At 59.7% G+C, this 26,955-nt stretch carries 22 protein-coding genes; 11 read left to right on the forward strand and 11 right to left on the reverse strand.

Features of this window, described 5'->3' with window-relative positions; translation table 11 throughout:
• Positions 1–37: 37 nt before the first annotated feature.
• From JAO77_RS18695 to aroB, 5 genes are all read right to left on the reverse strand, one after another.
• The gene (locus tag JAO77_RS18695; RefSeq protein WP_198991959.1) at positions 38–1,297 is read right to left on the reverse strand and encodes a metal-dependent hydrolase family protein; all 1,260 of its coding nucleotides are present in this window, start codon (positions 1,295–1,297) and stop codon (positions 38–40) included.
• Between the two features lie 12 nt (positions 1,298–1,309).
• Complete coding sequence (locus JAO77_RS18700) at positions 1,310–3,511, reverse strand: penicillin acylase family protein (protein WP_198991960.1); 2,202 nt, start codon at positions 3,509–3,511, stop codon at positions 1,310–1,312.
• A 143-nt stretch (positions 3,512–3,654) separates the two neighbouring features.
• Entirely contained in the window at positions 3,655–4,134 is a 480-nt protein-coding gene (locus JAO77_RS18705) for a YciE/YciF ferroxidase family protein (protein ID WP_198991961.1), read from the reverse strand.
• Between the two features lie 162 nt (positions 4,135–4,296).
• Entirely contained in the window at positions 4,297–5,535 is a 1,239-nt protein-coding gene (locus JAO77_RS18710) for a 3-phosphoshikimate 1-carboxyvinyltransferase (protein WP_198991962.1), read from the reverse strand.
• Between the two features lie 122 nt (positions 5,536–5,657).
• Positions 5,658–6,698 (reverse strand): 3-dehydroquinate synthase, encoded by a 1,041-nt coding sequence (gene aroB / locus JAO77_RS18715; protein ID WP_198991963.1) that lies wholly within the window; start codon positions 6,696–6,698, stop codon positions 5,658–5,660.
• A gap of 155 nt (positions 6,699–6,853) precedes the next feature.
• Between aroB and JAO77_RS18720 the strand changes: the two genes are divergently transcribed.
• On the forward strand, positions 6,854–7,297 hold the full coding sequence (locus JAO77_RS18720) for a hypothetical protein (protein WP_198991964.1): 444 nt from the start codon (positions 6,854–6,856) through the stop codon (positions 7,295–7,297).
• Positions 7,298–7,366: 69 nt separating this feature from the next.
• On the opposite strand, the gene JAO77_RS18725 is transcribed toward JAO77_RS18720, so the two are convergent.
• On the reverse strand, positions 7,367–8,497 hold the full coding sequence (locus tag JAO77_RS18725; protein WP_198991965.1) for a chorismate mutase: 1,131 nt from the start codon (positions 8,495–8,497) through the stop codon (positions 7,367–7,369).
• Positions 8,498–8,709: 212 nt separating this feature from the next.
• Here JAO77_RS18725 and JAO77_RS18730 point away from each other — a divergent pair, with 212 nt between their 5' ends.
• The 9 genes from JAO77_RS18730 to JAO77_RS18770 all read left to right on the forward strand — a co-directional run bounded on the left by JAO77_RS18730 (position 8,710) and on the right by JAO77_RS18770 (position 21,226).
• Entirely contained in the window at positions 8,710–9,912 is a 1,203-nt protein-coding gene (locus JAO77_RS18730) for a proline dehydrogenase family protein (RefSeq protein ID WP_198991966.1), read from the forward strand.
• A gap of 218 nt (positions 9,913–10,130) precedes the next feature.
• Positions 10,131–10,511 (forward strand): hypothetical protein, encoded by a 381-nt coding sequence (locus tag JAO77_RS18735; RefSeq protein WP_198991967.1) that lies wholly within the window; start codon positions 10,131–10,133, stop codon positions 10,509–10,511.
• Positions 10,512–10,721: 210 nt separating this feature from the next.
• Positions 10,722–11,669, forward strand: coding sequence for a hypothetical protein (locus JAO77_RS24595; protein ID WP_370550238.1), 948 nt, complete (start codon positions 10,722–10,724; stop codon positions 11,667–11,669).
• Between the two features lie 361 nt (positions 11,670–12,030).
• On the forward strand, positions 12,031–15,381 hold the full coding sequence (locus JAO77_RS18745) for an efflux RND transporter permease subunit (protein WP_198991968.1): 3,351 nt from the start codon (positions 12,031–12,033) through the stop codon (positions 15,379–15,381).
• A 95-nt stretch (positions 15,382–15,476) separates the two neighbouring features.
• On the forward strand, positions 15,477–16,673 hold the full coding sequence (locus JAO77_RS18750) for an efflux RND transporter periplasmic adaptor subunit (RefSeq protein ID WP_198991969.1): 1,197 nt from the start codon (positions 15,477–15,479) through the stop codon (positions 16,671–16,673).
• Positions 16,674–16,819: 146 nt separating this feature from the next.
• Positions 16,820–18,346 (forward strand): efflux transporter outer membrane subunit, encoded by a 1,527-nt coding sequence (locus JAO77_RS18755; protein ID WP_198991970.1) that lies wholly within the window; start codon positions 16,820–16,822, stop codon positions 18,344–18,346.
• Positions 18,347–18,496: 150 nt separating this feature from the next.
• A complete protein-coding gene (locus JAO77_RS18760; protein WP_198991971.1) occupies positions 18,497–20,269 on the forward strand; it encodes an ABC transporter ATP-binding protein in 1,773 nt (590 codons plus the stop codon).
• Between the two features lie 115 nt (positions 20,270–20,384).
• On the forward strand, positions 20,385–20,753 hold the full coding sequence (locus tag JAO77_RS18765; protein ID WP_198991972.1) for a DoxX family protein: 369 nt from the start codon (positions 20,385–20,387) through the stop codon (positions 20,751–20,753).
• 56 nt (positions 20,754–20,809) lie between these two features.
• Entirely contained in the window at positions 20,810–21,226 is a 417-nt protein-coding gene (locus JAO77_RS18770) for a hypothetical protein (protein ID WP_198991973.1), read from the forward strand.
• Between the two features lie 109 nt (positions 21,227–21,335).
• Here JAO77_RS18770 and JAO77_RS18775 read toward each other — a convergent pair whose 3' ends face one another.
• The gene (locus tag JAO77_RS18775; RefSeq protein ID WP_198991974.1) at positions 21,336–22,361 is read right to left on the reverse strand and encodes an SMP-30/gluconolactonase/LRE family protein; all 1,026 of its coding nucleotides are present in this window, start codon (positions 22,359–22,361) and stop codon (positions 21,336–21,338) included.
• Positions 22,362–22,574: 213 nt separating this feature from the next.
• On the opposite strand from JAO77_RS18775, the gene JAO77_RS18780 reads away from it, so the two are divergent.
• Positions 22,575–23,627: an SMP-30/gluconolactonase/LRE family protein gene (locus JAO77_RS18780; RefSeq protein ID WP_235998509.1), complete on the forward strand. Its 1,053-nt coding sequence runs from the start codon at positions 22,575–22,577 to the stop codon at positions 23,625–23,627.
• 139 nt (positions 23,628–23,766) lie between these two features.
• Here the strand turns inward: JAO77_RS18780 and JAO77_RS18785 are convergent, their stop codons facing one another.
• The 4 genes from JAO77_RS18785 to msrB form a co-directional block, all read right to left on the reverse strand.
• Positions 23,767–24,756, reverse strand: coding sequence for an aldo/keto reductase (locus tag JAO77_RS18785; RefSeq protein WP_198991976.1), 990 nt, complete (start codon positions 24,754–24,756; stop codon positions 23,767–23,769).
• 170 nt (positions 24,757–24,926) lie between these two features.
• The gene (locus JAO77_RS18790; protein ID WP_198991977.1) at positions 24,927–25,652 is read right to left on the reverse strand and encodes a methyltransferase domain-containing protein; all 726 of its coding nucleotides are present in this window, start codon (positions 25,650–25,652) and stop codon (positions 24,927–24,929) included.
• 112 nt (positions 25,653–25,764) lie between these two features.
• Entirely contained in the window at positions 25,765–26,481 is a 717-nt protein-coding gene (locus JAO77_RS18795; RefSeq protein ID WP_198991978.1) for a DUF2459 domain-containing protein, read from the reverse strand.
• A gap of 24 nt (positions 26,482–26,505) precedes the next feature.
• Positions 26,506–26,952, reverse strand: coding sequence for a peptide-methionine (R)-S-oxide reductase MsrB (gene msrB, locus JAO77_RS18800; RefSeq protein ID WP_198991979.1), 447 nt, complete (start codon positions 26,950–26,952; stop codon positions 26,506–26,508).
• Positions 26,953–26,955 lie beyond the last annotated feature (3 nt).

A 26,955-nucleotide genomic window follows, 5' to 3' on the forward strand; every position in this document is an offset into this window, starting at 1 on the left:
GCCTCTACACAATGAAGCAAGGACAATTGTTAAGGCGTTAGTTGCTCTTTACTACCACGCCACCCTTCATCACCAGCTTTACCTGGTGCAGGGCCTGTACTTGCTGGGTAGGGTCGCCGGCTACGGCCACGAGGTCGGCGAGCAGGCCAGGCGCGAGGCGGCCGCGGTCGGCGAGGTGAAAGATGCGGGCGTTGCCGCTGGTGGCGGCTCGCAACACTTCTAAGGTACCTAGGCCGTATTCCTGCACCAGTAGTTCCATCTCGCGGACGTTGTCGCCGTGGGCAAAAACGCCCACGTCGCCACCCACGGCCAACGTCACGCCAGCCTGGCGGGCAGCTTGCATGGCGCGGCGCTTGTCGAGAATGCGTTGGGGCTCGGGCTGCTGGCCTTTTTTCCAGCCGCGGTACTGCGAGGTAGCATCGGTGGCGGCCACGGTGGGGCAAAAAGCTACGCCACGCTGCATCATCAGCCGAAATACCTCAAGCGTACCGCCATCGCCGTGCTCAATGGTTTCGACGCCGGCTAGCGTGGCGCGGCGCATACCCTCGGCAGTGCTGGCGTGGGCCACCACGCCCCGGCCCGCCGAGCGCGCCGTTTGCACAATGAGGGCCAATTCGTCTTGCGAGAAGGTGGGCTGCGCGGTGCCACCTAGGCCCCAGCGGTAGTCAGCATACACTTTTATCACGTCGGCGCCGTGTCCAATTTGCTCCCGAACGGCTCGGATGATGCCGTCTACCCCATCGGCCTCTTGGGCGCCCTGGGGCAAGTCTTCTACGGCCGCTAAGTGTGGGCCATAACTGCCCGTAGCCACTAGCGCCCGCGTGGCCACCAGCAGCCGCGGCCCCGGAATAATGCCTTGGTCAATGGCTTGCTTGAGGCCCACATCGGCGTAGCCCGCGCCTTCGGTGCCTAGGTCGCGGGCGGTGGTGAAGCCCGCCTGCAGCGTGCGCTGGGCGTGCACCGTGGCCCGCGCCACGCGCAAGGCCAGCGGCTCGGTCAGCACTTGGTCGTTCCAGCTGGTTTCGTTGTAGGGGTGCAGCAGCAGGTGCGAGTGCCCCTCAATCAGGCCCGGCAGCAGCGTGAGGCCGGGTAGCTCCAGCGTAGTAGCGCCGGCCGGCGCCACGAGCTGCGCGGCGGGACCTAGGGCCTTGATTTTATCTCCTTCCACCAGCACCGCCCAGCCAGGGTGCAGGTCTTGGCCATCGAAGACGGCGGCAGGGCGTAGCAGCGTGGTGGTTGCTTGCCCGCTACCTAGGAGCGGAACCAGCAGCAATAGGCAGCTTAGTAGTTTGTGCATAAACAAGCGTCCTTATTCCCCCGGCCGATACGCCCGCTCTACGTGCTGTGCCACGTCTTCAGGGTAAAACCACACGTCTTTGAATTGGCCTTCGCAATACAGTGGAGCTTGGTCGGTGAAGTGCTTGGTACCCGGCTGGCTGCTAGCGCCACCCGTCACCACCGAGCGGGCCACTACCCTAGGGCCAAACTCTACCACCGCCACAAAGCTGTTGCCCACGTAGCCATAGCGCTTGGTAGTGCCGGGGTAGGTTTTGGCCCCAAACGCGGCCAGCGAGCCCCAGGCCGACGATGTGAACGCCACCGGCTGACTGGGCTGCTTGTCATCGTAGGTTTCCTGGATGCGGCCGGTCAAGCGCTGGTAGCGGTTGACCTCGCCCCAGGGCGTTTGCCACTTGCCGAAGTCGCGCTTGAGCTCGGCCAGGGCTTCGGTAAGAGCGGCAACTTTCTCCTCGGGCGTGGTTTGCTCGATGGTGAACGTAGTTAGGCTGAGGTAATCGAGCGGCTTGCCAGCGGGTACGCGGCTGCGGCCTAGCTTCAAAATGCGCTCGCCCCAGTAGATAGCCAGCGTCTGGGCCACCGAGGTTTTGGCGTAGCGCAAGTCCCAGCCGCGCAGCACTTCGATGGCTTGCTGCAAGTTCTGCGGAAAAGGGTCGCGCGGCATGTCGGCCAGCAGCTGGTAGTCGTTTAGCAGCGCCGGCACCAGCTGCTCGAAGCCTGCTAGGTACGGGTCGTTGGCTGCCGCGATGAGCGTATCGAGCGTGAAGCTTTGCTTGCGGCTCAATACCCGCACAGCGTTGATGCCGCGGTAGTTTTCGGCGTCGGGCGCCATGTAGGCGGGGTATTTGGCTTTGTCGGGGCTGCTGGCCGGGCCCGATACGGTGTAGGGCGTGGCGTTGCAATTTTGAATAAACCCGCTCGCCGGGTTTTTCACCTGCACTAGGTCACCTAGGGGATGCAGGCCCTGCCACTCGGTGCTATCCGAGCGGCCTTCCACGGGCTGGTTCCAGTCGTAGCCGGCCGGGCGGCGCGGCATAAAATTGCCGTGCCAGTACGCGATGGTCCCGTTCTTATCGGCAAAGACCGTGTTATTGGTCGCGTTGCCATTCAAAGCCATTACCTTCTGAAAGCTGGCATAGTCGGTGGCTTTGGTGCGCAGATACGACTGCTCGAGGGCGGCCAGCGGTGTATCCATCATTTTCACCGTCACCCACTTGCCATTCAGCTCACCCACCACCGGGCCGTGGCCGGTGCGGTAAATCGTGAATTTGCGGCGCAGCAACTGCCCATCTTTTCGGTAAGCCAGCGACACTTCTTCGGTCTGCATGGGGCGCACCTGGCCGTTGTACAGATAAGTGTACTTGCCATCTTGCTGAGTCACCGTTTCGAGGTATTCATCCATCGAGTCGGCCTGGCTGCTGGTGTGCATCCAGCCGCAGTGCTCGTTAAAGCCTTGGTAGATGAAAAACTGCCCCCATGTTACGGCGCCGTAGGCATTGAGGCCCGCCTGGCTGGTCATCTGCACCTCCGAGCGGAAGTAAAACGAGGTGTGCGGGTTAATCAGCAGCAGTGCGTGCCCGCTAGCGCTCTTGCTGGGCGCAATGGCAAAGCCGTTAGAGCCCGTGGGCTCGCGGTCATATTTATCGAAATCGGGCCGCTGCCACGAAGTCGTTTTTTGCTGGCTATAGAAGGCCTTGATGCGCTCGACTGGCACCACACTCACGTTGCCGCCAATGCTGCCCTCGCTGAAGAGCAGCGGCATCCAGGGCTGAAACCGGCGCAGTAATCTAGGCTTCACCGTAGGGTGCGTAGCTAGGTAGTAGTTGGTGCCCGCCGCAAAGCCATCGAGCAACTGCTTCATCCAAACCGGGCTTTGCTTGTACACGGCGATGGCCCGGGTAGTGTCCATGAAGAGCCGCGCCCGCAGGTCGGTGTAGAGCGCCGCTTCGCCTTCTACCTCGGCCCGCCGACCTAGGGCTTCTAAGTAGTTGTCTTCGACCCGGGCAAAATCGTCTTCGCACTGCGCGTAGAGCAGGCCAAATACGGCATCGGCGTCGGTTTTACCGCTCACGTGGGGCACGCCCCAGGTATCGCGCGTGATGCGCACTTGCTGCGCCTGCTGCCGCCAGCGCGCTACCTCGGTGGGGGTGTAGGCCTGGGCGTGGCTGCTAAAGGCACCTAGGGCGCACGCCGTAATAAGAAGAAATACCCGCATAGACGCGCAAAATACACCAACTGCCGGGCTAGGCTGCATGAAGCGGGCCTCTGGCCACGCGGGCCAGGCGCACAAAAAACCGGCCAGGCAGCTTATTAGGCTACCTGGCCGGCTTTACGTAGGCTAGGTGCGTGGCACCAGCCTTAGTTCTTACCTAGGATTTGCTCGGCTAGCGCAGTATGCTGCTCGTCGGCTTGTTTGGCTTCGGTCAGGCAGGTGTGCAGGTCCTCGGCTACCTGAGTCAAGCCGTTCTGCTTGGCGTAGTTGGTGAGCGTGCCGAAAGAGGCAATCCAATAGTGCAGGGCCAGCTGGCCGGCGGCAATAATGCCTAGGTCACGCGAGTAGTCGTCCTTGGCTTCGCCGCGGATTTTCTTACTAACCTTGTAATGAGCTTCGAGAATGGGGTTTTCTTCGTCGCCCTTGCCACCAGCGGCCTCATACGACCGCTCGATGCGGGTGGCCCACTGCTTCGATTGTTGGTTGCCCTGCTCTAGCGCAGCTTTCAGCTGCGAGTCTGTAGCGTCGTCTTGGATTTCGTCGGTGGCGGCGGCGGCTATTTTGCTGCCTTCCTTCAAGGCGGCTAGGCCTTGCTGGATAAGGATGTTCAATGATTCGTTTGCCATGGCTGAAACGTAGGAATTGGAGAGTGTACCTAGCCTTACGGCCAGTAGCAACCCGGGACCACGGGCCAGCTTGCTTTTACGTACTTACCCCAGCTTTTCTACGTATATCATCCACCATTGAGGCAGCCGGGCGGGCACCTAGGTCCCCCGCCCGGCTGCCCGCTAGGCTAGGCCCACCTTGGCCAGCTCGCGCCAGTAGCTGGGGTACGATTTGCGCACCACCTGCGGCTCGTGTATCGTGAGCGGGCCGCGCAAGGCCAGCGGTGCAAAGGCCATCGCCATGCGGTGGTCTTCGTAAGTAGCAACTTCTTGGCCGTCAACCTTGAAATCGGTCGTTTGAATCTCAAACACGCCGGGGCTCACTTCTACCATGTCGCCGCCAAACTTGCGCAGCTCATTTTGCAGGGCCGCCACGCGGTCGGTTTCCTTGATGTACAAGCTATCGAGGCCCGTGAGGCGCAGCGGCACCCCTAGGGCCGCCGCCACCACGGCCACCGTCTGGGCCAGGTCGGGGCAGTCGGTGAAGTCGAGCGGCTGAGCCAGTAGGCTATCCGTGGCCAGCGGCACCTGGGTCAGGCGCACGCCGCCCGCATTGGGCAAAAACTCGGTAGCCACGCCCAGCGACGTCATAATATGCTGAATGACGTGGTCGCCCTGCCACGACTGCGCCCGTAGGCCAGGCAAGGTTATCGACGAGCCGGCCGGCGCCAGCGCCACCAACGCGTACCAGTAGCTGGCCGCCGACCAGTCACTCTCCACCTCGTAGTCGGCTGGGCGGTAGCCGCCGGGCTGCGCGGCCACTAGGTCGGGCGCTTGCTCTCCAGCAGTCGCGCCAAAGTGCCGCATTAGGTTCAAGGTGAGATGGATGTAAGGCCGCGAGCCCACCGGCCCGGTCAGCCGCAGCTGCAAGCCGCGGGGCAGCACCGGCCCCACCATCAGCAGCGCCGAGATGTACTGGCTGCTGATGTCGCCGCGCACGGCCAGCTCGGCGGCGGGCGTCGTCAGCTGCCCCCCGCCAAAGCGCAGCGGCGGGTAGCCTTCGCGCTCCTCATAGTCGATGGTGGCACCTAGGGTGCGCAGCCCGTCTACGAGCACCGCAATGGGGCGCTGCTTCATGCGGGCAGCGCCGGTAAGCACGCCGCGCCAGCCGCTTGCGGCCAGGTAGGCGGTCATAAAGCGCATCACGGTGCCCGCGTCCTGAGCGTCTAGCAGGTCGGTGGTAGCGGCCTCTTCGAGCAGGCGCGTCATCAGCACGGTGTCGTTGGCCTCCGAGAGGTTGGTGAGGCTGCCGCCGCTCGCCAGTTTCTGAAGCAGCAACGCGCGGTTGCTTTCGCTTTTAGAAGCCGGTAGGTGGGCCGTGCCTTGGAGCGGGCCACCGGCCCAGGTCAGAGTTTGATGCATGTCGTTATTAATCACTAGTCATGCCGAGCGCAGCAAAGCAGCTCGCCCGCTCCGTTGGGGTAGTACCCCTACTGTCAGCACGCGAGCTGCTTCGCTGCGCTCGGCATGACTAGTGCTTTCAATTAAATGGAATTGTAGTACTGCAGCGAGGCCACTATCTCAGCTAGTGTAATGGGCTGATCGAATACACCATGCCCTAGGCCCTGCAGCAAGGTGCAGTTGATGGTAGCACCGCGGTTTTTCTTATCCTGCACGGCGTAGGCCGCAATGGCCTCCGTTTCGAGGGTAATAAAGTCGATTTTGCCGAACGCTGCGGACACTATTGTTTCTACCTCGGCCAGCTCGGCGGCCGTCAGCAATCCGCGCTGCACCGAGAGCCAGCTTTCGCACACCAGGCCCGCCGCCACGGCCTCACCGTGGCGCACCTCGCGGCCGGGCTGCGTCAGCAGGTAGCTTTCGAGGGCGTGGCCCACGGTGTGGCCAAAGTTGAGCAGCTTGCGCGGCCCGGCCTCTAGGGGGTCTTGGGCCACAATCTGTTCTTTCAGCGCCACCGAATGCCGGATGATGGGCGTCCAGTCGGCCACCGCCGCCACATCGAGCGCGCGCAGCTCCTGAAAAGCCCCCACGTCGGCAATGAGCGCGTGCTTGATGATTTCGGCATAGCCCGAGCGTAGCTCGGCCGGTGGCAGCGTGGGCAAAAAGCCAGGGTCGATGAACACGCCCGCCGGCTCCTGAAACACGCCAATGTGGTTTTTGAAGCCATCAAAATCGACGCCCGTTTTGCCGCCCACACCGGCATCTACCTGCGCCAGCAGCGTGGTCGGCAGCACGGCACACGCAATACCGCGCTTGTAGGTAGCCGCGCAAAAGCCCCCTAGGTCCGTCACAACGCCACCACCCAGGCAAACCAGCAGCGCGTGGCGGTCGGCCTGGTGTTGGGTCAGCCAGGCCCATACTTGCTCGCAGGTAGCCAGTGTTTTATATTCTTCACCAGCCTCGATGGTGAGTTGCTCGTGGGCGGGCAGGTGCGGTGCTAGTAAGGGGTAGCAGTCGCGGGCGGTGTTGGTATCGACCAATACAAACAGGCGGCTCGGCGCGTGCTGCCGAATAAAATCGGCCAGCGCGGGCAGCGCTTCGGAGCCAATGACGAGGGGGTTCTTCACTACCAAACTACTAGGCTAACGTCGACAATCAGCCGCAAATAAACGGCGCCCGGCCCAGCATTTCTTTACTAATGCCTGCAACCAAATTGCAAATCGCCGCCTCTCTTGCGTACCTTACCGCTCTTCCCACTCGCCTAGGCTCCTTTTTTCACTCCATGACCAAGCCTCTCCTCATCGCGCTGCTCGGGCTGTTTTCACTCACCGGCTGCGAGCGCAGCGCCGACGAGATACGGCCCGCCAACTACGATATCCTTGCCATGGAAACTGGCCACTGGGAGTGGGAAAAAACCGCTTTTTTCGGTCCGCAGTACACCCCAAGCACTGAAGGCTACACCCGCCAATTGGTTTTTACGGCCGGCAACCAGCTGCTCCTACGCCGTTCCAATCAGTCTGACCAATCTTTTAATTTCCAGCTAGCAGTAGGCCAAGGCGGCATGCCTACGGTCACGTTCAACACCAACGAGGGCAAGCTGACCAATAATGAAGTAAAATACTACCACGTGACGCAGCAAAACGGCCAGCAGCTGCTTCAGCTAACCGGCGAAGAGGCCTACCGCGACGGGGGCGGCTACGAGACCTACCACTGGGTGAAAGAATAGTGCTTAGGGGATAGTGCTTAGTTATTAGTGCTTGGTGCTAATAACTAAGCACTACCCCCTAAGCACTACTTACAGCCCCGGCCCTAGGTGCGTGGGCCCGTCGATGGAGCGGCCATTGAGTATTTCGGTTTGCAGGCGAATGCTTTCGATGTGGATGAGCTTGTAGAGCTCGCCTACAAATTTCTCGTTGATATTTAACTTATTGCCCCACTCCGGGCGGGTCTTGAAAATTTCCTGCCAGCGCTCTAGCTGCAGGATTTTTACGTTGTTTTCCTTCTTGTACTCGGCCAGCTCCTGAATGAGGGCCATGCGGCGGGCCAGCATTTCCAGGATTTCGTGGTCGGCGGTGTCCATTTTCTGGCGCAGCTCCTCGGCCTTATTGCGGTAGTCGGCGTTGTCGCTAGAGCGGTAACGATATTTCAACTCGCTCAGCAGCTCTTGCAGGCGGGCGGGCGTCACTTGCTGGGCCGCGTCGGAGAGGGCGTGGTCGGGGTCGGGGTGCGTTTCGATGATGAGGCCATCATAGTCGAGGTCCAGCGCCTTCTGCGCAATGGGCAGCAGCAAGTCGCGCTTGCCGCCAATGTGGCTGGGGTCGTTGATGAGCGGCAGCTCAGGGTAGCGCGTTTTCAGCTCAATCGGAATGGCCCACGTGGGCGCATTGCGGTAGCGCGAGGGCGCAAACGTGCTAAACCCGCGGTGGATGGCCGCCAGGTCGCGAATGCCCGCCCGCTCGAGGCGCTCGAGGGCCCCGGCCCACAGCGCCAGGTCGGGGTTCACAGGGTTTTTCACCATCACCGGCGTATTGGTGCCGGCCAGGGCATCGGCCAGTTCCTGCACCGCGAAAGGGTTCACGGTAGTGCGCGCCCCAATCCAGAGCACATCGATACCGTGCTTCAAGGCCTCCTCGACGTGCTTGGGTGTGGCCACCTCAATGGCCATGGGCAGGCCGGTTTCGGCGCGGGCCGCTTGCAGCCAAGGCAGGGCCGCCGTACCGCGGCCTTCAAAGCCGCCGGGCTTGGTGCGCGGCTTCCAGATGCCAGCGCGGTACATGTCGGCCTGGCCAGCCGCTTTAAGGGCGCGGGCCACGGTCAGCACTTGTTCTTCCGACTCGGCCGAGCATGGGCCGGCGATGATGAGGGGTTGGCCCTTTTGGGCTAGCCGACGGGTGAAGAAGGTGTCGGCAGTAGAGGTATTTTCCATTCGTAGAGAGCAGCGCGGAGTGGCACTCCGCGCCCGCCCTGCCGGGCGGCAGGCGAAGTAGGTGCGCGGTAACAGCGCAAAACGGAGTGCCACTCCGTTTTACAACCCTAAAAGTACTTCGGCCGTGCCGAACCGGGTTCTAAAGGCCACTGTTACCTTCGTGGCGCCAAGCGCTTCTCCCCCTCCCACTCCACTGTTAGTACCTAAAGTTTATGGCTGCTCCCGTTTCTGCCGTGCCCGTGGCGCCCCTTTCCTTCGACGACACGCGCATTGCGTTTGAAGCCAAATCCGATACCGAGCTGCGCAAAATGTACGCCCTGTTTGCGGCCATGAACAATGGCAGCTTGGTCAAGACGGGCGGCGGGCTCATGAAAACCGCCTTGAAATTCAGCCTACCCGGCACGAAGTTTTTAATTAAGCACTCGATTTTTAAGCAGTTCTGCGGCGGCGAAACCATTGAGGAGTGCAAGCCTGTGATTGCCGAGCTTGGCCGCTACCACATCGGCACCATCCTCGACTACTCGGTAGAGGGCACCGGCAACGACCAGAGCTTTGACCGCACCCGCGACGAGATTCTGGCCACCATCGCGCTCGCCGCCACTACGCCCAACATCCCATTTTCGGTGTTCAAGGTCACGGGCCTGATGGCCACCGAGCTGCTCGAAAAAACCCAGGCCGGCACTGCCCTCACCGAAGCCGAGCAGGCGGCTTTTGAGCGCGGCCGCCAGCGCCTCGATGCCTTGTGCGCCAGCGCCCATCAGCACGGCGTGCGCCTGTTTGTGGATGCCGAGGAAAGCTGGTTTCAACAAACCATCGACGACCTAGCTGAGGATATGATGCGCCGCTACAACCAGGAGCGCGCTATTGTGTGGAATACTTACCAGCTTTACCGCCACGACCGCCTCGACGCCCTGCAAGCTGCCCACGACCGTGCCGAGCAGGGCAACTACTACCTAGGGGTGAAGCTAGTACGCGGTGCCTATATGGAAAAAGAGGCCCGCACCGCCAAGCAGCGCGGCTACCAAAATCCCATCAACCCCAGTAAGCAGCACACCGACGACCTCTACAACGAGAGCCTGCGCTACTGCATCGCCCACGTCGACCGCATCAGCCTGTGCGCGGGCACGCACAACGAGGCCAGCTCGCTGCTGCTCACGCAGTTGATGCAGGAAGTCGGCCTAGCTCCGCAAGACGAGCGCGTGTGGTTTGCCCAGCTCTATGGCATGAGCGATAACCTAAGCTACAACTTGGCCCACGCCGGCTACCACACGGCCAAGTACGTGCCCTACGGCCCCGTAGAGGCCGTGATGCCCTACCTGCTACGCCGCGCCGATGAGAACACTGCGATTGCGGGCCAAAGCAGCCGCGAATTCTTGCTGATTCAGCGCGAACTACGCCGCCGCCAGGGTCGCTAGCCGGCCCCCTCGAAAAGTTTGGCAAGATTGCTGTGGGGCAGGGTGGTAGAGTTCTTTTGAGTTTCTGCGCGGGAATTGCACTGGCTGGTTAGCTTCAATCCAGGAAATAGTGCGTCTGCGTACATACTCAACTATTTCGTTACTTTAGCAGCCTGCCACTCTCCCCTCCCACCCACGGCTCCACGGCCCACCGAAGCTGCTTTCCCCTCACTTTTCGTATGATTACTCGTCTTCGTCACTACCTTATTCGCTATGCCCGGCAGCAGGCCGGCACCGTCAGCTACCTCACACTGCTGCAAGAAACCGAATTGGGGTTGAACTTGGATATCTCGCACGAAAAATCGCGGCTCAATGAAATGCTCGCCGAAATTTCGACGGAGGAACACGCCGCTGGCCGGCCGCTATTGAGCTCGTTGGTGCGCGTGCAAGGCTCTAAAGGCCAAGGCGATAATTTTTATAAGCTCTGCGAACGCCTAGGGTATGGCGAATGGCGCAGCTTGAAGCAAAACGAAGATTTTCTTAAAAGTTTGATAAAGGAGTGCCGCGAGTTTTGGAAAAAAGAAGCTAATTACACGCAGCACGTCCTCAATGAAGCTTAGCGCCCGGCCACTTGCTAGGTAGTACCTAGTAACCTGCAAGAAAGCCCTGACCTAGCGTTAGGGCTTTTTTTTGTGCCTTAGGACTAGTGCTGGCCTAACATCTGTTAGCCCGCAACAACTGACAACGCAACCCACATTCAGCTTGCCCCGTTAATTCAGCCGAAGCCAGCCATATCGGGCTGGTTACTTTCCACCCAATCCACCTTCGCCATGAATACTAACGATGCAAACAATCCGATGAATAGCGGCACCGGCGCCGGCGCTAACTACGGCTCTAGCAACACCGGCACCGGCCTTGGCAACAGCGGCCTGACCAGCAACGAAAGCACTAGCTACAATGCTGGCACCGACTACAGCAGCGCCACGGGCGGCTCGACCTCGTCGTCGGCTACCGAACTTGATTCTACTACGGGCTCGCCCCTCTCTACTACCTCGCCTACGACACCTACCAATGCTGCTGGCTCGGACAGCCGCCCCGGCGACGATTACAGCGCTACCGCTAAAGGTGCCGCAGTAGCCGGCACCGCTGGTGCCGCAGTAGGCCGTGGCGTTGATGCCGTGCAAAACACGACTGACCGCGCCGCCCACGCTGTGAAAGATGCTTTCACTGGCGAAAATGATAGCTACGATGGTGACTATCGCGAAGGCAGCACCACGAGCGGTATTTTCCGCGACCGCAGCAGCGCCGAAAAGGCTTACCAGTCGCTGCACGAGCGTGGCTACCACAAAGACGATGTACACCTGATGATGTCGGACGAGACGCGTGACCGCCATTTCGGTGACAACGCGGAGCACACGGAGCTAGGTGACAAGGCCATGGAAGGTGCGGGCGTAGGCTCGGCCATCGGTGGCACGGCTGGCGCTATCATTGGCGCTATCGCTGCTATTGGTACGTCGGTAGCTCTGCCGGGCCTAGGTCTCATTATTGCTGGCCCGCTGGCAGCAGCGCTGGCTGGTGCTGGTGCTGGTGGCCTCACGGGTGGCCTAGTAGGCGCCCTTGTAGGCTCGGGCATTCCTGAGGAGCACGCTACCGAATACGAAGAAGGCATCAAGAATGGCGGTATTGTAATGGGCGTGAAACCCCGCAATGCCGAAGATGCTAAGTACTTCGAAGAGCAGTTCCGTAGCAACGATGCCGACAAAGTATACCGCTACTAAGCGGCTCGGCTTCTTCTTTAATAAAAAGCTCTCCCCTACCGGGGAGGGCTTTTTTTGTGACTGTCAGTCAAGCAATAGGTGGCTCTCTCATGTGATAGCTGCAACGGTCAGCCTACTTAGGCGTCCCTTGGTCCTGCACTTATCCTATCCCACCCGTGTTCACTCAGCAGCGTAGCTGCTTGTAAATGAATTATTAATGAATGCACCGACTACCGCTAGGTTGGTAAAAAGTTTATTCTTCTAATTTCTGGCCTGCCCACAACCATTCCGATAAAAATCAGTTTTAGTACAAAATTCGGGCGTTGGGTGCAGGGCTTTTATACTTCAGAAACCCCTAGGGTACGGGTTTTCAGGATAACATATGTGGATAGTAAGACTAGCGCTGGCACGGCCCTACACCTTCGTGGTGATGTCGCTGCTGATTTTGATTGGGGGCATACTGACGATTCAGCGTATGGCGGTGGATATCTTCCCCGACATCCCCATTCCGGTAGTGGGCATTGTATGGACTTACAATGGCATCGCCCCGGAGGAGATGAACCAGCGCATCGTGGTACCGGTGCAGCGCTCCATCACTACGACCGTTAACAATGTTGAACACCTAGAAAGCCAAAGCCTGAAGGGAATTGGCATGATTAAGGTATTCTTCCAGCCGGGCACCAACCCCGACGCAGGCGTAGCCCAGCTCACGGCTATCACGCAGACCTTGCTGCGGGTGTTGCCGCCGGGTATCACGCCGCCGCTCATTATTCGCTATTCGGCTTCTAACGTGCCAATTGCGCAAACCTCGCTGAGTAGTGAAACCCTAGGTGAGTCGGACCTCTTCGACGCGGCCAATGCGTTCATTCGGCCCGGCCTGGCGGTGGTGCAAGGCGCCTCGGTGCTGCTGCCCAACGGCGGTAAGCCCAAGCAGATAATGGTGGACCTCGACCCCGTGAAGCTGGCCGGTAAAAACCTGAGCGGCAACGACGTGGTGAACACGCTACTGGCCCAAAACGTGATTATTCCGGCTGGCTCGGCCAAAATCGGCTCCCGTGAGTACGACGTGCGCCTCAACTCTAGTCCCGAAGCCATCGCTACGCTCAACGACTTACCCATCAAGACGGTGGAGGGTACCACGGTGTACATCCGCGATGTGGCGTTTGTGCACGAGGGCGCGGCGGTGCAGCAAAACGTGGTGCGCCAAAACGGCCGCCGCACGGCTATTATTCCGATTCTAAAAAGCGGCTCGGCCTCCACACTGGCCATTATTGATAAGATTAAGCAGGTGCTGCCTAACATTCAGGCCAATGCTCCCCCCGGTCTGAACATCAAGCTCCTGTTTGACCAGTCTTTCTTCGTGCGGGCCAGCATCAAGGGTGTTATCATCGAGGCCAGCATTGCGGCGGGCCTCACGGCGCTCATGATTCTGTTGTTTCTGGGCTCATGGCGCTCGACGCTAATTATCGCCATCAGCATTCCGCTCTCGATTCTGGTCAGCATCATTGTCATGAATATTCTGGGCCAGACCCTGAATATTATGACCCTAGGTGGCCTCTCGTTGGCCGTGGGCATCCTGGTCGATGACGCGACGGTAGAAATCGAGAACATCCACCGCAACATGGGCCAGAAAAAAGGCCTCAAACGCAGTATTCTGGATGGGGCGCAGCAGATTGCAACGCCCGCGCTAGTGGCCACGCTGGCCATTTGCATTGTGTTTGTACCAGTGTTTTTCCTAGGTGGGGTAGCGTCGGCCATTTTCGCTCCGCTCGCTACGGCGGTTATTTTCGCCATGCTGGCCTCCTACATCCTCAGCCGGACACTGGTGCCGACGCTCGTGATGTACTTGCTGCGCAAAGAACTGCCTATTTACCACGCCCAGGAAGAAGAGGAGGTGCCAAGCGCCCACTTCCGCAACGGCCGCGAAGTGCCGCAGCACGAGCGCGACCTAGCGCGCCTGCGCCGCCAGCAGTTTGAGAAAGAGCACCCCAGCGGCACCCCCGAAGAGGAAGCCGAAGAGCCCATCACTGATGCCGAGCGCAAGGCTGCCGATGGCATCACTAAAAGCTGGGTGTGGCGCTTGCACACGGCGTTTGAGCACCAATTTGAGAAATTCCGGGCTGTTTATACCAGCGCGCTCGACTGGGCCCTGGACAACCGTAAGAAGGTAGTCACGGCCTTCGCGGTGCTGTTTATCGGCTCGCTGGGGCTATATCCCTTCATTGGGCAAAATTTCTTCCCAACGGTAGATGCGGGCCAGTTACGCCTGCACATTCGGGTGCCAACCGGCACGCGAGTCGAGGAAACTGAGCAGCGCTTTCGGCAGGTAGAGGAGGTTATCAAGCAGGTAATTCCGAAAGACGAGCTGGATTTGGTACTAGATAATATTGGCCTGCCGGCCATTCCGATTAACCTCATTCTCAGCGATAACCCCACCATCGGGGCGGGCGATGGCGAGATATTGGTGAGCATGCACGAGGAGCACGGCCCCACGGGTGAGTACATCGAAGAAATTCGGCGGCGCATCCATAAGCAGTACCCCGACTTGATTATCTTCTTTCAGCCGGCCGACATTGTCAATCAGACGCTGAACTTCGGCTTGCCCGCGCCCATCGATATTCAAGTGTCGGGCCGCGATAAGGCCGCTAATAAGCGCATTGCCGAGGAGCTGAGCAAGAAAGTCAGCGCCGTATCGGGTGTGGTCGATGCCTTTGTGTACCAGGCTTTCGACCAGCCACAGATTCGCCTTGACATCGACCGGGTGCGGGCGCAACAGGCTGGCCTCACGCAGCGCGACATTGCCAACAACGTACTGGTCAACCTCTCTTCGAGCACCCAAACCAACCCCAACCAGTGGCTGAATCCGCAAAACGGCGTGAGCTACACCGTGGCCGTGCAAACTCCTCCGCGTGACCTCTCAACTACCGACGCGCTGGGCAACATCACCGTAACTGGTGCCACGCAGCCTAGCCCGCAGCTGCTCACCAGCTTTGCCCAACTGCGCCGCACCGAAACCACTGCCGTGGCCTCGGACTACAATATTCAGCGCACTGTGGATGTGTACGCCAGCGTGAGCCAGCGCGACCTAGGCGGCGTAAGCGGCGACATTCGCAAAATCATAGCGGCGGCGCAGAAGGAAGCACCCAAGGGCACGACCATTACCCTGCGCGGGCAGTCGGAGTCGATGCGGACTTCCTTTATCGGCCTAGGGCTGGGCGTAGCGGGTGCTATTCTGCTGGTTTACCTGCTGATGGCAGTAAATTTTCAGAGCTGGCTCGACCCGCTCATCATTATCACAGCGCTACCGGGCGCGTTGGCGGGCATCCTCTGGATGCTCTTCATCACTCAAACCACCCTCAGTGTACCGGCCCTCATGGGTGCCATCATGTGTATCGGGGTGGCCACAGCCAACTCGATTCTACTTGTCACGTTCGCCAACGAGCGCCGCGAAGAAGAGCCCGACCTCGACCCGCGCGATGCGGCCCTCGACGCTGGCTTCACCCGTCTGCGCCCGGTACTAATGACGGCCCTGGCCATGATTATCGGTCTATTACCTATGTCTTTAGGCATGGGCGAGGGCGGTGAGCAAAACGCCCCCCTAGGTCGCGCCGTGATTGGCGGCCTGACACTAGCCACAATAACAACCTTGTTTTTTGTGCCGATTATGTTCTCTTATTTGAAGAAAAAAGAGGAGCAACCAGCAGAGGCAGAAGCACAGGCACAAGCAGCGTAATGCCTCTCCCCGTGCCCTCCTCAAAAAGAGGACATGGGGAGATGATACTTACCACGCCTGCTCACGCTACTATAGTTTATAAGTAATCCATCTGAATGTCAACCGAAGAACGAAATAGCGGCAGTGGTCGCTTCTGGCTGCTTATTATTATTGCCTTAGTTGTATTTGCGGGGCTGTTTGTGCTGGGTTGGCTGCCGCGCCACCGCCAAAACACCGCGCGCGACGAAGAAAAGCAGGAGCAACTGACGGCCAAGCCCGTCGTGACGGTGCAGCCTGCTAAAGCCGCCCCCGACACCACCAGCGTAACGCTGCCTGCCGACCTGCGCTCGCAGCACGAAACCGAGTTGTTTGCCCGCGTCAATGGCTTTGTGCAGAGTTGGAAGGCTGACATCGGCCAACACGTGCGGCGGGGCCAGGTGCTGGCTACCATCACCACGCCCGAGCTCGACCAGCAGATAGCGCAGGCCCAAGCCAACTTGGCACTGGCCCGCACCTCATTTGGCCGCTTGCAGAGCGTGACGCTGCCCGGTGCTATTTCGAAGCAGGAACTAGATGCCGGCCAAGCGCAGTATCTCGCACAGCAAGCCGTGGTGAAGCAGTTGCAAGCCCAGCGTTCGTTTAGGCAGGTAATCGCGCCTTTCAATGGCACTGTGACCCAACGCAATGTGGATGTGGGCACACTCGTAACGGGGGGCAACGCTACTGGCTCGCAGCTCTTTAAGGTAGAGCAAACCGACACGCTCCGCGCCTTCGTGGATGTGCCGCAGAACTTCGTACCCAGCATCAAACGGGGCTTGTCGGCCAGCATCATCGTGCCCGAATTTCCAAACAAGCCTTTCAAAGGAATTGTGGCCCGCGATGCCGAAGCCCTCGACCCACAAACCCGCACCCTACGCACCGAAGTGCGCCTGCCCAACCGCAAAGGCCAACTGCGCCCCGGCACCTACGGCCAGGTACGCTTCAAGCTGCCACAAACTGCGCCCACTGTCCTTATCTCGGCCAACGCACTGGTACCCAGCGGCACCGAGCAGAAAGTAGCGGTAGTGCAAGATGGTAAAGTTCACTACCAAAACATCGTGGTCAGCCGCGATTTTGGCGCGAATCTCGAAGTCAGCCAAGGGCTGAAAGGTGGCGAAATGCTGGTTATCAACCCCGGTGAAAACCTCACCGAAGGCCTCGAAGTAGGTACCAAGCTAGCCGAGGCACCTAAGAAACCCGCTGGCCCGGCACCCGCCGCACCGCGTCCTAACGACCCCGACGCGCCACGCGTGTCGTCGCCGCTGGGCAAGTAATTTATTTATCGCTGACTATTGTTTGTCATTGCGAGCGCAGCGAAGCAATCGCACCCGAGCGGCACGGCTGAATAGATGTGATTGCTTCGCTACGCTCGCAATGACAGACGCTTGTCTAGCGGAATACCTTAGAATAGACTATCTGAATGCGTACCCCTCTTATTTTATTAGGCTTAACCCTAGGTGGCTGCGCAGCCACGCGCTATCACTACGACCCGCCTACCCAGGCCATCCCCACGGCCTGGAAAAATGCGCATCCAGCCGACTCCCTAGGTCGCATTCAGCCCGAGCGTCCCGTAGCTGCGCCCACCGAAGCCCCGCCGCAGTTGAGCCAAACCCCAGCCGCCGGGCCATGGTGGGCGGTGTTTAACGATACGACCCTAACTCGACTCGAAACCCAGGCTAATGCGCTCAACTTCAGCACGCGGGCGGCGATAGCACGAGTTGAGCAGGCGCGAGCGCAGCTGCGCATTGCCGACGCTCAGCGGGCGCCGGTAGTGGCTATTGCGCCCTCCACGTACTACTCGCAGCTGTCGGCGCTGCGGCCCCGGCAGGCGTCGGCCATTCCGGCTGTGGCGGTCAATCAGAACCAGTTTTATGTGCCCGTCAATGTCAACTACGAGGTAGACCTCTGGGGCCGGCTGCGACGCAACGCTCAGGCCGCTACCGCCAACCTGCAAGCCACTGAAGACGACGAGCAAGCCGTGCGCCTGACTGTGGCCGCCGACGCCGCTAACGCCTATTTTAGTCTGCGCGGCCTCGATGCTGAGTTATTGGTACTCGATAGCGCCCGCCAGGCTCGCCGCTACAACGTGCAACTCACTAGTGCCCGTTTCAAGGCCGGTGTGGACAATGAAATCGGTGTGCGCCGTTCCGAAACTGAACTGGCCAACGTAGAAGCCAGCGCGGTGGAGCTGCGTCGCCAGCGTGCGGGCCTAGTGGCTTCGCTCTCGACCCTGACTGGCCGTCCGGCAAGCAGCTTCGTGCTGCCCTCGGTGCAGTCCGATTCGGTAGGCCCGGTTATTCCGATACCCGACCAACGCCAGGTGCCAGCCACGCCGCCCGGCCCGCTGCTGCCCACGGCGCCCATCATTCCGGCCAACGTGCCGGCCCAGCTACTCGCCCGCCGCCCCGACCTGCGCCGCGCCGAGCGCCTCACCGCCGCCGCCGACCTGCGAGCTAAGTCTGCCCGCCTGGCCCGCCTGCCCACACTTCAGCTCAACGGCTATATCGGCCCCCAAACCACCAACGTCGGTGACCTTCCCAAGCTAGCCAATGCCTATACCTACTATGTGGGCGGCGGCTTCAATATTCCCATTTTTGACGGCGGCCGCCTGCGCGGCAATCAGCAGCTAGCCGAGGCTCAGACTAATGAGGTGGTAGCTAATTTCCGCAATCTTACCCTCACCGCCTACGAGGAAGTTGAAACCGCCCTAGCCGACGTGGCGAGCAGCCAAGCCCAACTAGCCGCCCAGCAGCGTGCCCTGCGCGCGGCTCGCCTCGCTGGCCGCCTCACGCTAGAGCGCTATCGCCGCGGCCTCACCGACTACTTCGCCGTGGTCGATGCCGACCGCCAAACTCTCGATGCCGCCCGCCTCGTAGTGCAAACCCAAACCACGCAGCTTCGCGCCGCTGTGCAGCTAGTGCGCACCCTAGGTGGCGGCTGGCAATAACGCGCACAGTAGTCATAGCTGGCCACAGTTTAGCGCGGCACCTGTTGGCCAATCCATAGGAACAGTCTCCGGACTGCTACCTCCACTGCACAAAATCGCTACTTCTCTGTTGTCTCCGCGCCGGGCCACCCGCCCGGCGCTTTTGCGTTTATGAAACTCCTCTACTCCTACCTGCGCCACTACTGGGGCCTGTTGGCGCTGGCGCTGCTGCTAGCAGCTACCAACCAGATTTTCTCGCTGCTCGACCCGTACATTTTCCGCAAGCTGGTCGACCATTTTACGCCTAAAGACGGCGGCGCAGGATTTCATATCGTGCCGTTCTGGCCCTTTTTCAAGGAAGCGATACCTTACATCGGACTTATGCTGGGCGTAGCGATGGTGTCGCGCGTGGCCAAGAACTTCCAGGACTACTATGTCAACGTGATTACCCAGCGGCTGGGAGCGCAGATGTACTCCGATGGGCTGCGGCACTCACTTGATTTGCCTTACCAAGTGTTTGAGGACCAGCGCTCGGGCGAGACCCTAGGTAAGCTTCAGAAGGTGCGTATCGATGTAGAGAAGCTGATTCAAGGCTTTGTCAACGTGCTGTTTACGGCGCTAGTGGGCATCATCTTCGTGATGTGGTACGCCATCAGCGTGTACTGGCCCATCGCGCTGGGGTACTTCCTCACCATTCCGCTGCTGGGCATTCTGAGCTTTGCGCTGAGCAAGAAAATTAAGGTTATCCAGAAGACCATCGTGGGGGAGACTACGGCCTTGGCCGGCGCCACCACCGAGAGTCTGCGCAATATCGAGCTGATAAAAAGCCTGGGCCTGGCCCAGCAGGAAACCAAGCGCCTCAACGGCATCACCGACCGCATCCTGAAACTGGAGCTGCGCAAGGTGCGCTACCTGCGCTCGCTGAGCTTCGTGCAGGGCACGTTCGTGAACTTGCTGCGCAACGTTATCATCTTGCTGCTCTTGTATTTGCTGGTGCAGCGGCATATCAGCCTGGGGCAGTTTTTCTCGTTCTTCATTTACTCATTTTCCATCTTCGGGCCGCTGCAAGAGCTGGGTACCATCATTGGGTCGTACCGCGAAGCCGAGGCCTCGCTGGGCAATTTTCAACAAATTCTGGACACGCCCCGCGACGTGAAGCCCGCTCACCCGCAGCCCATTGCCAAAATCGAAACTCTGGCCTTCGACCATGTGGTGTTTAAGCACCTTACGGCCCCGGCCCCAGCACTGGCCAGTATTTCGTTCGGGGCCAAGCTCGGCGAAACCATCGCGTTTGTCGGCCCCAGCGGCTCGGGCAAGACTACGCTCGTGAAGCTGCTCGTGGGCCTTTACCCCGCCCAGAGCGGCCAGATTCGCTACAACAACATCCCGAGCACGGAGGTCGACCTAGACCAGTTGCGCGAGCAAATCGGCTTCGTGACCCAGGACACCCAGCTGTTTGCCGGCACCATCCGCGAAAACCTGCGCTTTGTGGCCCCGCACGCTACCGATGCGGAATGCCTCGCCGCGCTGCACCAAGCGGCGGCCGATTCGCTGCTGGCCCGCGCCCCGCAGGGCCTCGATACCGTGCTCGGCGAGGGCGGCGTGAAAGTGAGCGGCGGCGAAAAGCAGCGCCTTAGCATCGCCCGCGCCCTACTGCGCCACCCTACCCTACTGGTATTCGACGAAGCTACGTCGGCCCTCGACTCGCTTACGGAAGAGGAAATCGGCCGCACGGTGCGCGAGCTGTCGGGCTCGCGCCAGCACATCACTGTGCTCATTGCGCACCGCCTCAGCACCATCCTGCACGCCGACCGCATCTTCGTGCTAGAGCGCGGGCAGGTGGCCGAACAGGGCCGCCACGAGGAGCTGCTGGCGCAAAAGGGCCTATACTACGCCATGTGGCGCCAGCAGATTGGCGAGCGCAAGGAAGTGGCAGTGAGTTAAGGGTTAGCAAGCAGGCAAATCAGCTAGCTAGCCCTAGGTAGCGTCTTCAACGCTGCGCTTGCTAAAGGCAACCAGAGCGCCTTACCTTGCACCTGCTCACCTCATTCTCTCACCCATGTCTTCTACTCGCAATATCATCGCCTGGATTCTACAAATTCTGCTGGCCGTTGCCTTTATCGCGTCGGGCGGCAACAAGCTGTTGCATCTTGCCAACACCATAAAGAGCTTTGACGGCATGGGCTTTCCGAGCTGGTTTGCCTATTTCATTGCGGGAGCTGAGGTGCTGGGCGGCATCGGCCTACTGGTGCCGCGCTTCACGCGCCCGGCGGCCCTAGGGCTTATACTTATTATGATTGGCGCGGCCTACGTGCACGCCACCAAAATTCCGGGCGGCTTGCTGCCCAAAGGCCTCCCGGCGCTGGTGCTGCTAGTGCTGCTGGTAGTAGTGTATCTGCTGCGGCGCCCCACGGTAGCCCGCGCCTAAAACTGCTTTTATAGAAGAATAGCGGCGCAGGTGACGTGCCGCTATTCTTATTCCACATGGAATCTCCCGCCGAAACCGAAGAAGTATACGCCATTCCGGCCTCCTACCGGAAGATGGAAAACCTGCACATCCTGTTCTGGCTTGTCAAGGACATTAGCTGGTGCATGATTTGGAAAACACTGGGCATCATCATGGTTTTTCCGACCTTGAGCATTGCCCTGCTTATCACTTGGCGCACGCGCGGCATCAAGGCCGAGCTGGCGCATAACCTGGCCATTGTCTTCTGGATTTCAGCCAACTCGTACTGGATGATGAGCGAGTTTTTTGGCTTCGATACAGTGCCCATCGGCACCATCACCGATGGCAAGCATCTGGCGATTATTCCGTTTAGTATTGGGCTGTTTATTCTACTGTACTACTACATCGTGCAGAAGCCCCGCGAAACTCGCGAAGAACAAGTAGCGACGTTGTAACTATATCTGTCATGCAGAGCGCAGCGCAGCATCTCGCGTGGCGCAGTAAACCCTAACGCTAGTAGACGTTCGCACGCGAGATGCTGCGCTGCGCTCTGCATAACGATTCTCATCGCCCCGGCACGCCCTGGGCCAGGGTCTTAATGCGGCACACAAAGGTGGTGGCCATCAGATACAACGAGTGGCCGTCGTCGCCCCAGGCGCAGTTGGCTACCACCTCGCCGGGGTCAATGGTGCCTAGGTGCTGGCCTTGGGGCGAGAGGATGAGCAAGCCACCCACACCAGCCGCGTACACGTTGCCGGCCTGGTCTACTTTCAGGCCGTCGGGCACTTCCTTAAAGCGAATTTTGGGTAGGCTGGCCATGTCGAAGAAGGTGCGACTTTTGCCCAGCTTGCCATTTTTGCCCACTTCATAGGCCAGGATAACGGGTCGCAGTGAGTCGGCATTAGACACGTAGAGCGTGCGACCATCGGGGCTGAAGGCTAGACCATTGGCGCGGGCCACGTCGGTTATTTCGGCTGTCACTTGGCCATCGGGCGCGCGGCGAAAGACGCCCGTGAAGGCCAGCTCGCGCGGTGGCTCGGGGCTTTTTTTGCTTAGCAAGCCAAAAGGTGGGTCGGTGAAATAGATAGTACCATCGGGCGTGGCTACTACGTCGTTGGGGCTGTTGTAGCGCTTGCCTTGGTAGTTGTCGGTGAGAGTGCGCTTGCCGCTTTTCTGCCCTAGGGGCAAGCTGGCAATGCGGCGGTCGCCGTGCTCGGCGAGCAGCAGATTTCCTTTGCCATCCAAGGCCAGGCCGTTGCTAGAGGGCTCGTCGCTGTAGGGCAGGCGGCCGGTGTAGCCAGTGTGTTCTAAAAATTTCGAGCGGCCGCCTTGCGCTTTCCAGCGGTAAATGGTTTGGATTTTAGTATCTGAAAAGAGCAGCATGCTGCTATCGGGCACCCACACTGGGCCCTCGACGTGGGTATGGCCCGAGGAAATAATTTCGAGCTGCGCGCTAGGTGCAATCAGTTGGTCGAGGGCAGGCTGCTGGCGCACCACGCGGCCGGTAGTGAGGTAGGGCGCCTGGGCTACCGCTGGCCCAGCCGCCAGCCCTAAGGCCACCCAGGCACTGCAAAAAATCAAAAAACGCATAGCTAACACAAGGAAAGAGGGCGGATACACCCGCACCTGCCATAGGCTTACCTAGCTCTGCACCCGAATGTTGCACCGCTGAGCTTTTCTCAACCCTAGCCGACCGCGGCCGTAGGAACAGCTTGCGCGCCTCTCCGCAGCACCTTCCGCGCCGTCCGCGGTGAAAAACTCTACCGTATGCGCTTTCCTCTGCTTTTTGCCTGCTTGCTGCCCATGCTTTCCGCCACTGCGCAAGACTTGAAAATCCCGCTCGAAGAAGTGGCTCAAACCGGCCGTCACCAGCCCATTGGCTTGGGTATTTCGCACAAGGGACGCATTTTCATGACGTTCCCGAAAAAGAAGAACGACAAAAACTACGCCTACGACTATGGCTTGGCCGAAATCGTGAATGGCCAGCGCCGCCCCTACCCCAATGCTCTCTGGAATCAGTGGGACTCGACCCAGGCCGCTACCCGGTTCGTGAGCGTGCAGGCAGCCGTGATTGATGCCGACGACAACCTGTGGGTGCTCGACCCCTCGAACCCCGACGACCAAGCGCCCGTCATTTCCGGTATCAAACTCCTGAAAATCAACCTAGGGACGAACAAAGTTGAGCGCATTTACCGCTTCGAGGATTTGCCCCGCGAGCGCACCGGCCTCAACGACGTTCGCATCGACACGCGCCGGCAGTTGGCTTACATTTCTGACCCCGTGCTGGCTGGCATCGTGGTGCTGGATTTGAAATCCGGCAAGAGCCGCATCGTGCTGCAAGGCCACAAATCGACGGCTACCGAACCGGGCTTCGTGCTGCGCCTCGATGGCAAGGAAGTAAAAGACAAATCGGGTAAGCCCTTCAGCAGCAACGTTAATGGCATCGCGCTGCCGCCCGATGGCAAGTATTTCTACTACCGCGCCATCAACCAAACCAAGCTCTACCGCATCGCCACGGAGTACCTCGCCAACCCCGCCCTAGGTAACGCTGAGCTGGCCGCCCATGTCGAAACGGTGGGCGAAACCGGCGTGAGCCACGGTATGCTGTCCGACGAGGCGGGCAACATCTACCTCTCCGACTCGCCCAACTACGCCATCCGCCGCGTGACGCCCGCCGGCCGCCTCGAAACGCTGGTGCACGACCCGCGCCTGAGCTGGCCCGATACCTTCGCCCTAGGTTACGATGGCTACTTGTATCTGACCGCTACGCAAATAAACCGCGCTCCTAAGTGGAACGGCGGCGAAAGCAAGGTTGATTACCCGTTCCGGCTGTACCGGATAAAGCTGCCGAAGTAGGCTAGCGTCCGTCCCGTCATGCAGAGCGCAGCAAAGCATCTCGCGTGATGCAGCAAAATCAAACGTATTGAATACTGCGCCACGCGAGATACTTCGCTGCGCTCTGCATGACGGACGTTTATTTACAACGCCACTTTTCTTACCAAATCTGGTGCACCTGCGGCCGAATCATGCGGTCGTACACCCCGCGCACGGCGGCTAATTGCTCGGACGTCAACGCCGGAATTTCTTCTGTTTTTAGGTTTGACAGCAATTGCTCCGGCTTCGACGCGCCGGGGATGATGCAGCTAACCTCCGGGAACATCAATATCCAGCGTAGGGCCACTGGAGCCAGGTTGGGCTGGTCAGGGAAAATCTTTTTCAGCTCTTCCACCGCAGCCAGGCCGGTGTTGTAGTCCACCCCCGCGAAGGTTTCGCCTTTGTCAAAAGCCTCGCCGTTGCGGTTGAAGTTGCGGTGGTCGTCTTTGTCGAAGGTAGTTTGGGCCGAAAACTTACCCGTGAGCAGGCCGCTGGCCAGCGGCACCCGCACGATGATGCCTACGTCGCGGCGCTGGGCCTCTTTGAAGAGCAATTCGGCCGGCCGCTGCCGGAACATGTTGAAAATTACTTGCAGCGTGGTCACGTTGGGGTATTCGATGGCCTTCAGGCCTTCTTCTACTTTCTCGACGCTCACGCCTAGGTTCTGAATTTTGCCTTCTTCCTTGAGACGGTCGAATACCTCAAAAATCTCGGGGCGGTAGTACACTTCGGTGGGCGGGCAGTGCAACTGCACGAGGTCGAGGGTATCAAGGCCCATGTTGCGCAGGCTGTCCTCCACAAAGCCGCGCAGGGCGGCGGGCTGGTAGGCCTCGGCGGTGTGGGGCTGGAGGCGGCGGCCGCACTTGGTGGCCACGTAGATGCGCTCGCCGGCGCGGCTGCGCACGAGGCGGCCCACGGCTTTTTCGCTCTCGCCGTCGCCATACACGTCGGCCGTGTCAATGAAGTTGATGCCCGCGTCTACGGCGGCGTTTAGGATGTGGTCGGCGTTGTCGTGGCTGAAGGGCTCGCCCCATTTGCCGCCCACCTGCCAAGTGCCGAGGCTGATTTCAGAAATGGAGAAGCCGGTTTTGCCGAGGGTGCGGTGTTGCATGAAGGGTGGGTTTTGAAACAAGAAAAGCGGACCTAGGCCCGCTTTTGTAACTCAGAAACAGCCCTAGGGTTGCCAGTTGCGCGGACTTTGTAGTCCGCGTGCGCCCGGTACGTCCGGCTGCTCGCTACCGCACGCGGACTACAAAGTCCGCGTGCGGTAGCGAGCAGCCGTTAAATCTTGCCCTCCCCCACGCACGTCACGCCGAACAGCTTGTTGGCCGATGCTATTTTCATCTCCACCGAGGTCAGCCCCAGCAAGATATTATTTACCACGGGGCTAAAGGGCCGCATATTAGACGCCGCGTCCTTGCCCTTCAAATTATCGAGTTGGCGCACGGTCCATATCATTGGAAACAGGCCGCCGTAGAGGTAGTAGTTGCTGATTGTGCGGAAGCCCGCCGTTTGCAGCACCTTGCGCAGCATCGGAATTTTGTAGCGGCGGTAGTGCCCTAGGTACACATCGTGCCCGCTCCAGAGTGACTGAAACGCAGGTACCGTAATAAAGAAGTAATTGTTGTCGCCCACGCAGGCCGCTTTCACGCTTTGCAGCATAGCCAGGTCGTCCTCGATGTGTTCGAGCACGTCCATCATTATCACCAGCCCATTCTCAATAGTGGCCGGAATGTTGTGGACCTTCTCAATTTTCTGGCCCTGCGTCAGGGACATTTCCTCTAGCGAATAGCCGGTATCCACGAGGTAGACTTTGCTGATGGCATCGCCATACAGCTTTTCGAGCTCGATGGCGAAGAAGCCCGAGCCCGATCCAATATCCACGATGGTCAGTGGCTTGCCTCCGGCCAACGCTTTTTTGGCATAGTTGAGCAGCGGCAGCTTTTTGCTTTGGTAATACCAATGCACGTGCGGGTCAACACCGGCTTCGAGTTCTTTTAAATCCATGCAGCTACGTAAATTCTTGCTTTAGTACAGTGCCGTAAATATAGCCCGACACCAGGTTTTGGGTTGTCGGGGCCGTGCGCAGTTGCGCACCTAGGCAGCGCATCAGCCGCGCTTACTCCGCAGAAGCTTTTGCTGCGTAGTGCCGAAAGAGCCCGCCCGCATTAGGCGTCCAGAGTGCGGCGCGCTGTCCACTGACTTTCAATCCGTTATTTGCCCACGTGTTGCAGGTGTGCCAAAAGCTGTAGGCCCACTGCCCTTCGTAAAAAGCATCGTGCCCGGCGTAGGTGTGGCCCGGCAGATACTGCACGCGGCCATTGGCCCCCGGCCGAAAGCTACCCTCCACGTAGGCTACCAGCCGGGCATACTGGTCGGGCGTGAGCTCTAGGCGCACGCAGGTGGTGCTGGGCGCCAGCTCGCTTTGCTTGTAAAAAGTGGTGTGCATGGCCGAAGTGCCTAGGTGAAAGGCCGCCCGAAAAGCAATCGGAAACGTAAGGTCGCCCCAGCCCGGAATGTAGAAAAAGCCTTTGTCGCCCCAGCCGAATGCAAGGTAGTCGTAGCCCGCGCTGTCGCGGCTGGTAGTGTGGGCGTATTTTATCTGGCGGCTCCAATCTACTTGGGCGGTGCGCACGGGCAGCACCAGGTCGGTGTGCACGCCGTTGGGCGTGTAGAGGTACACCAGAATGCGCGGTCCGCCTGGCGGCACCGGCTCGGCCGCTACCGGAATGAGCGCTAAGCTAAACGCCGCGGCCACATACAGCAGCAATACAGCCACGAGCCCACCTAGGGCATAGCCAATGAATTTGATGGTCTTAGAGAAGAAATTGCTCATGCCCAGCAAACATAACGCGGCTGACTACTCCGCCAGCCGCATTAAGCTCACCGAGTTCATGCAGTAGCGCAAGCCGCTGGGCTCGGGCCCATCGGGAAAAACATGCCCTAGGTGCCCGCCGCACACGTTGCAAACGGCCTCGATGCGCTGCATGTGGTGGCTGTCGTCAAAGGCGTAGCGAATGGCATTTTTGGCCGACGGCTGCGTAAAGCTCGGCCAGCCCGACATGGCGTGATATTTCGTGCTCGCATCAAACAACACGCTGCCGCAACCTGCGCAGGCATACACGCCCGGCTCGTAGCTGCGGCAATACGCATTGCGATACGGCGGCTCGGTACCCTGCTGCCGCAGCACCGCGTACTGCGCCGAAGGCAGTTGTGCCTGCCACTCCGCCTCGGTTTTCTCGACGCGGCGAGGCGGCTCGGGGTTACTGTATTTGGCGTAATAAAGGATGTCTTTCCAGCGTAGCACGGC

Source organism: Hymenobacter sp. BT559 (assembly GCF_016427535.1).
GTDB lineage: Bacteria > Bacteroidota > Bacteroidia > Cytophagales > Hymenobacteraceae > Hymenobacter.

Bases quoted from the DNA above. Each gene is read 5' to 3' on its own strand.
- JAO77_RS18695 (WP_198991959.1), bottom strand. From the start codon at position 1,297: ATGCACAAACTACTAAGCTGCCTATTGCTGCTGGTTCCGCTCCTAGGT.
- JAO77_RS18700 (WP_198991960.1), bottom strand. From the start codon at position 3,511: ATGCGGGTATTTCTTCTTATTACGGCGTGCGCCCTAGGTGCCTTTAGC.
- JAO77_RS18705 (WP_198991961.1), bottom strand. From the start codon at position 4,134: ATGGCAAACGAATCATTGAACATCCTTATCCAGCAAGGCCTAGCCGCC.
- JAO77_RS18710 (WP_198991962.1), bottom strand. From the start codon at position 5,535: ATGCATCAAACTCTGACCTGGGCCGGTGGCCCGCTCCAAGGCACGGCC.
- JAO77_RS18720 (WP_198991964.1), top strand. From the start codon at position 6,854: ATGACCAAGCCTCTCCTCATCGCGCTGCTCGGGCTGTTTTCACTCACC.
- JAO77_RS18725 (WP_198991965.1), bottom strand. From the start codon at position 8,497: ATGGAAAATACCTCTACTGCCGACACCTTCTTCACCCGTCGGCTAGCC.
- JAO77_RS18730 (WP_198991966.1), top strand. From the start codon at position 8,710: ATGGCTGCTCCCGTTTCTGCCGTGCCCGTGGCGCCCCTTTCCTTCGAC.
- JAO77_RS18735 (WP_198991967.1), top strand. From the start codon at position 10,131: ATGATTACTCGTCTTCGTCACTACCTTATTCGCTATGCCCGGCAGCAG.
- JAO77_RS24595 (WP_370550238.1), top strand. From the start codon at position 10,722: ATGAATACTAACGATGCAAACAATCCGATGAATAGCGGCACCGGCGCC.
- JAO77_RS18745 (WP_198991968.1), top strand. From the start codon at position 12,031: ATGTGGATAGTAAGACTAGCGCTGGCACGGCCCTACACCTTCGTGGTG.
- JAO77_RS18750 (WP_198991969.1), top strand. From the start codon at position 15,477: ATGTCAACCGAAGAACGAAATAGCGGCAGTGGTCGCTTCTGGCTGCTT.
- JAO77_RS18755 (WP_198991970.1), top strand. From the start codon at position 16,820: ATGCGTACCCCTCTTATTTTATTAGGCTTAACCCTAGGTGGCTGCGCA.
- JAO77_RS18760 (WP_198991971.1), top strand. From the start codon at position 18,497: ATGAAACTCCTCTACTCCTACCTGCGCCACTACTGGGGCCTGTTGGCG.
- JAO77_RS18765 (WP_198991972.1), top strand. From the start codon at position 20,385: ATGTCTTCTACTCGCAATATCATCGCCTGGATTCTACAAATTCTGCTG.
- JAO77_RS18770 (WP_198991973.1), top strand. From the start codon at position 20,810: ATGGAATCTCCCGCCGAAACCGAAGAAGTATACGCCATTCCGGCCTCC.
- JAO77_RS18775 (WP_198991974.1), bottom strand. From the start codon at position 22,361: ATGCGTTTTTTGATTTTTTGCAGTGCCTGGGTGGCCTTAGGGCTGGCG.
- JAO77_RS18780 (WP_235998509.1), top strand. From the start codon at position 22,575: ATGCTTTCCGCCACTGCGCAAGACTTGAAAATCCCGCTCGAAGAAGTG.
- JAO77_RS18785 (WP_198991976.1), bottom strand. From the start codon at position 24,756: ATGCAACACCGCACCCTCGGCAAAACCGGCTTCTCCATTTCTGAAATC.
- JAO77_RS18790 (WP_198991977.1), bottom strand. From the start codon at position 25,652: ATGGATTTAAAAGAACTCGAAGCCGGTGTTGACCCGCACGTGCATTGG.
- JAO77_RS18795 (WP_198991978.1), bottom strand. From the start codon at position 26,481: ATGAGCAATTTCTTCTCTAAGACCATCAAATTCATTGGCTATGCCCTA.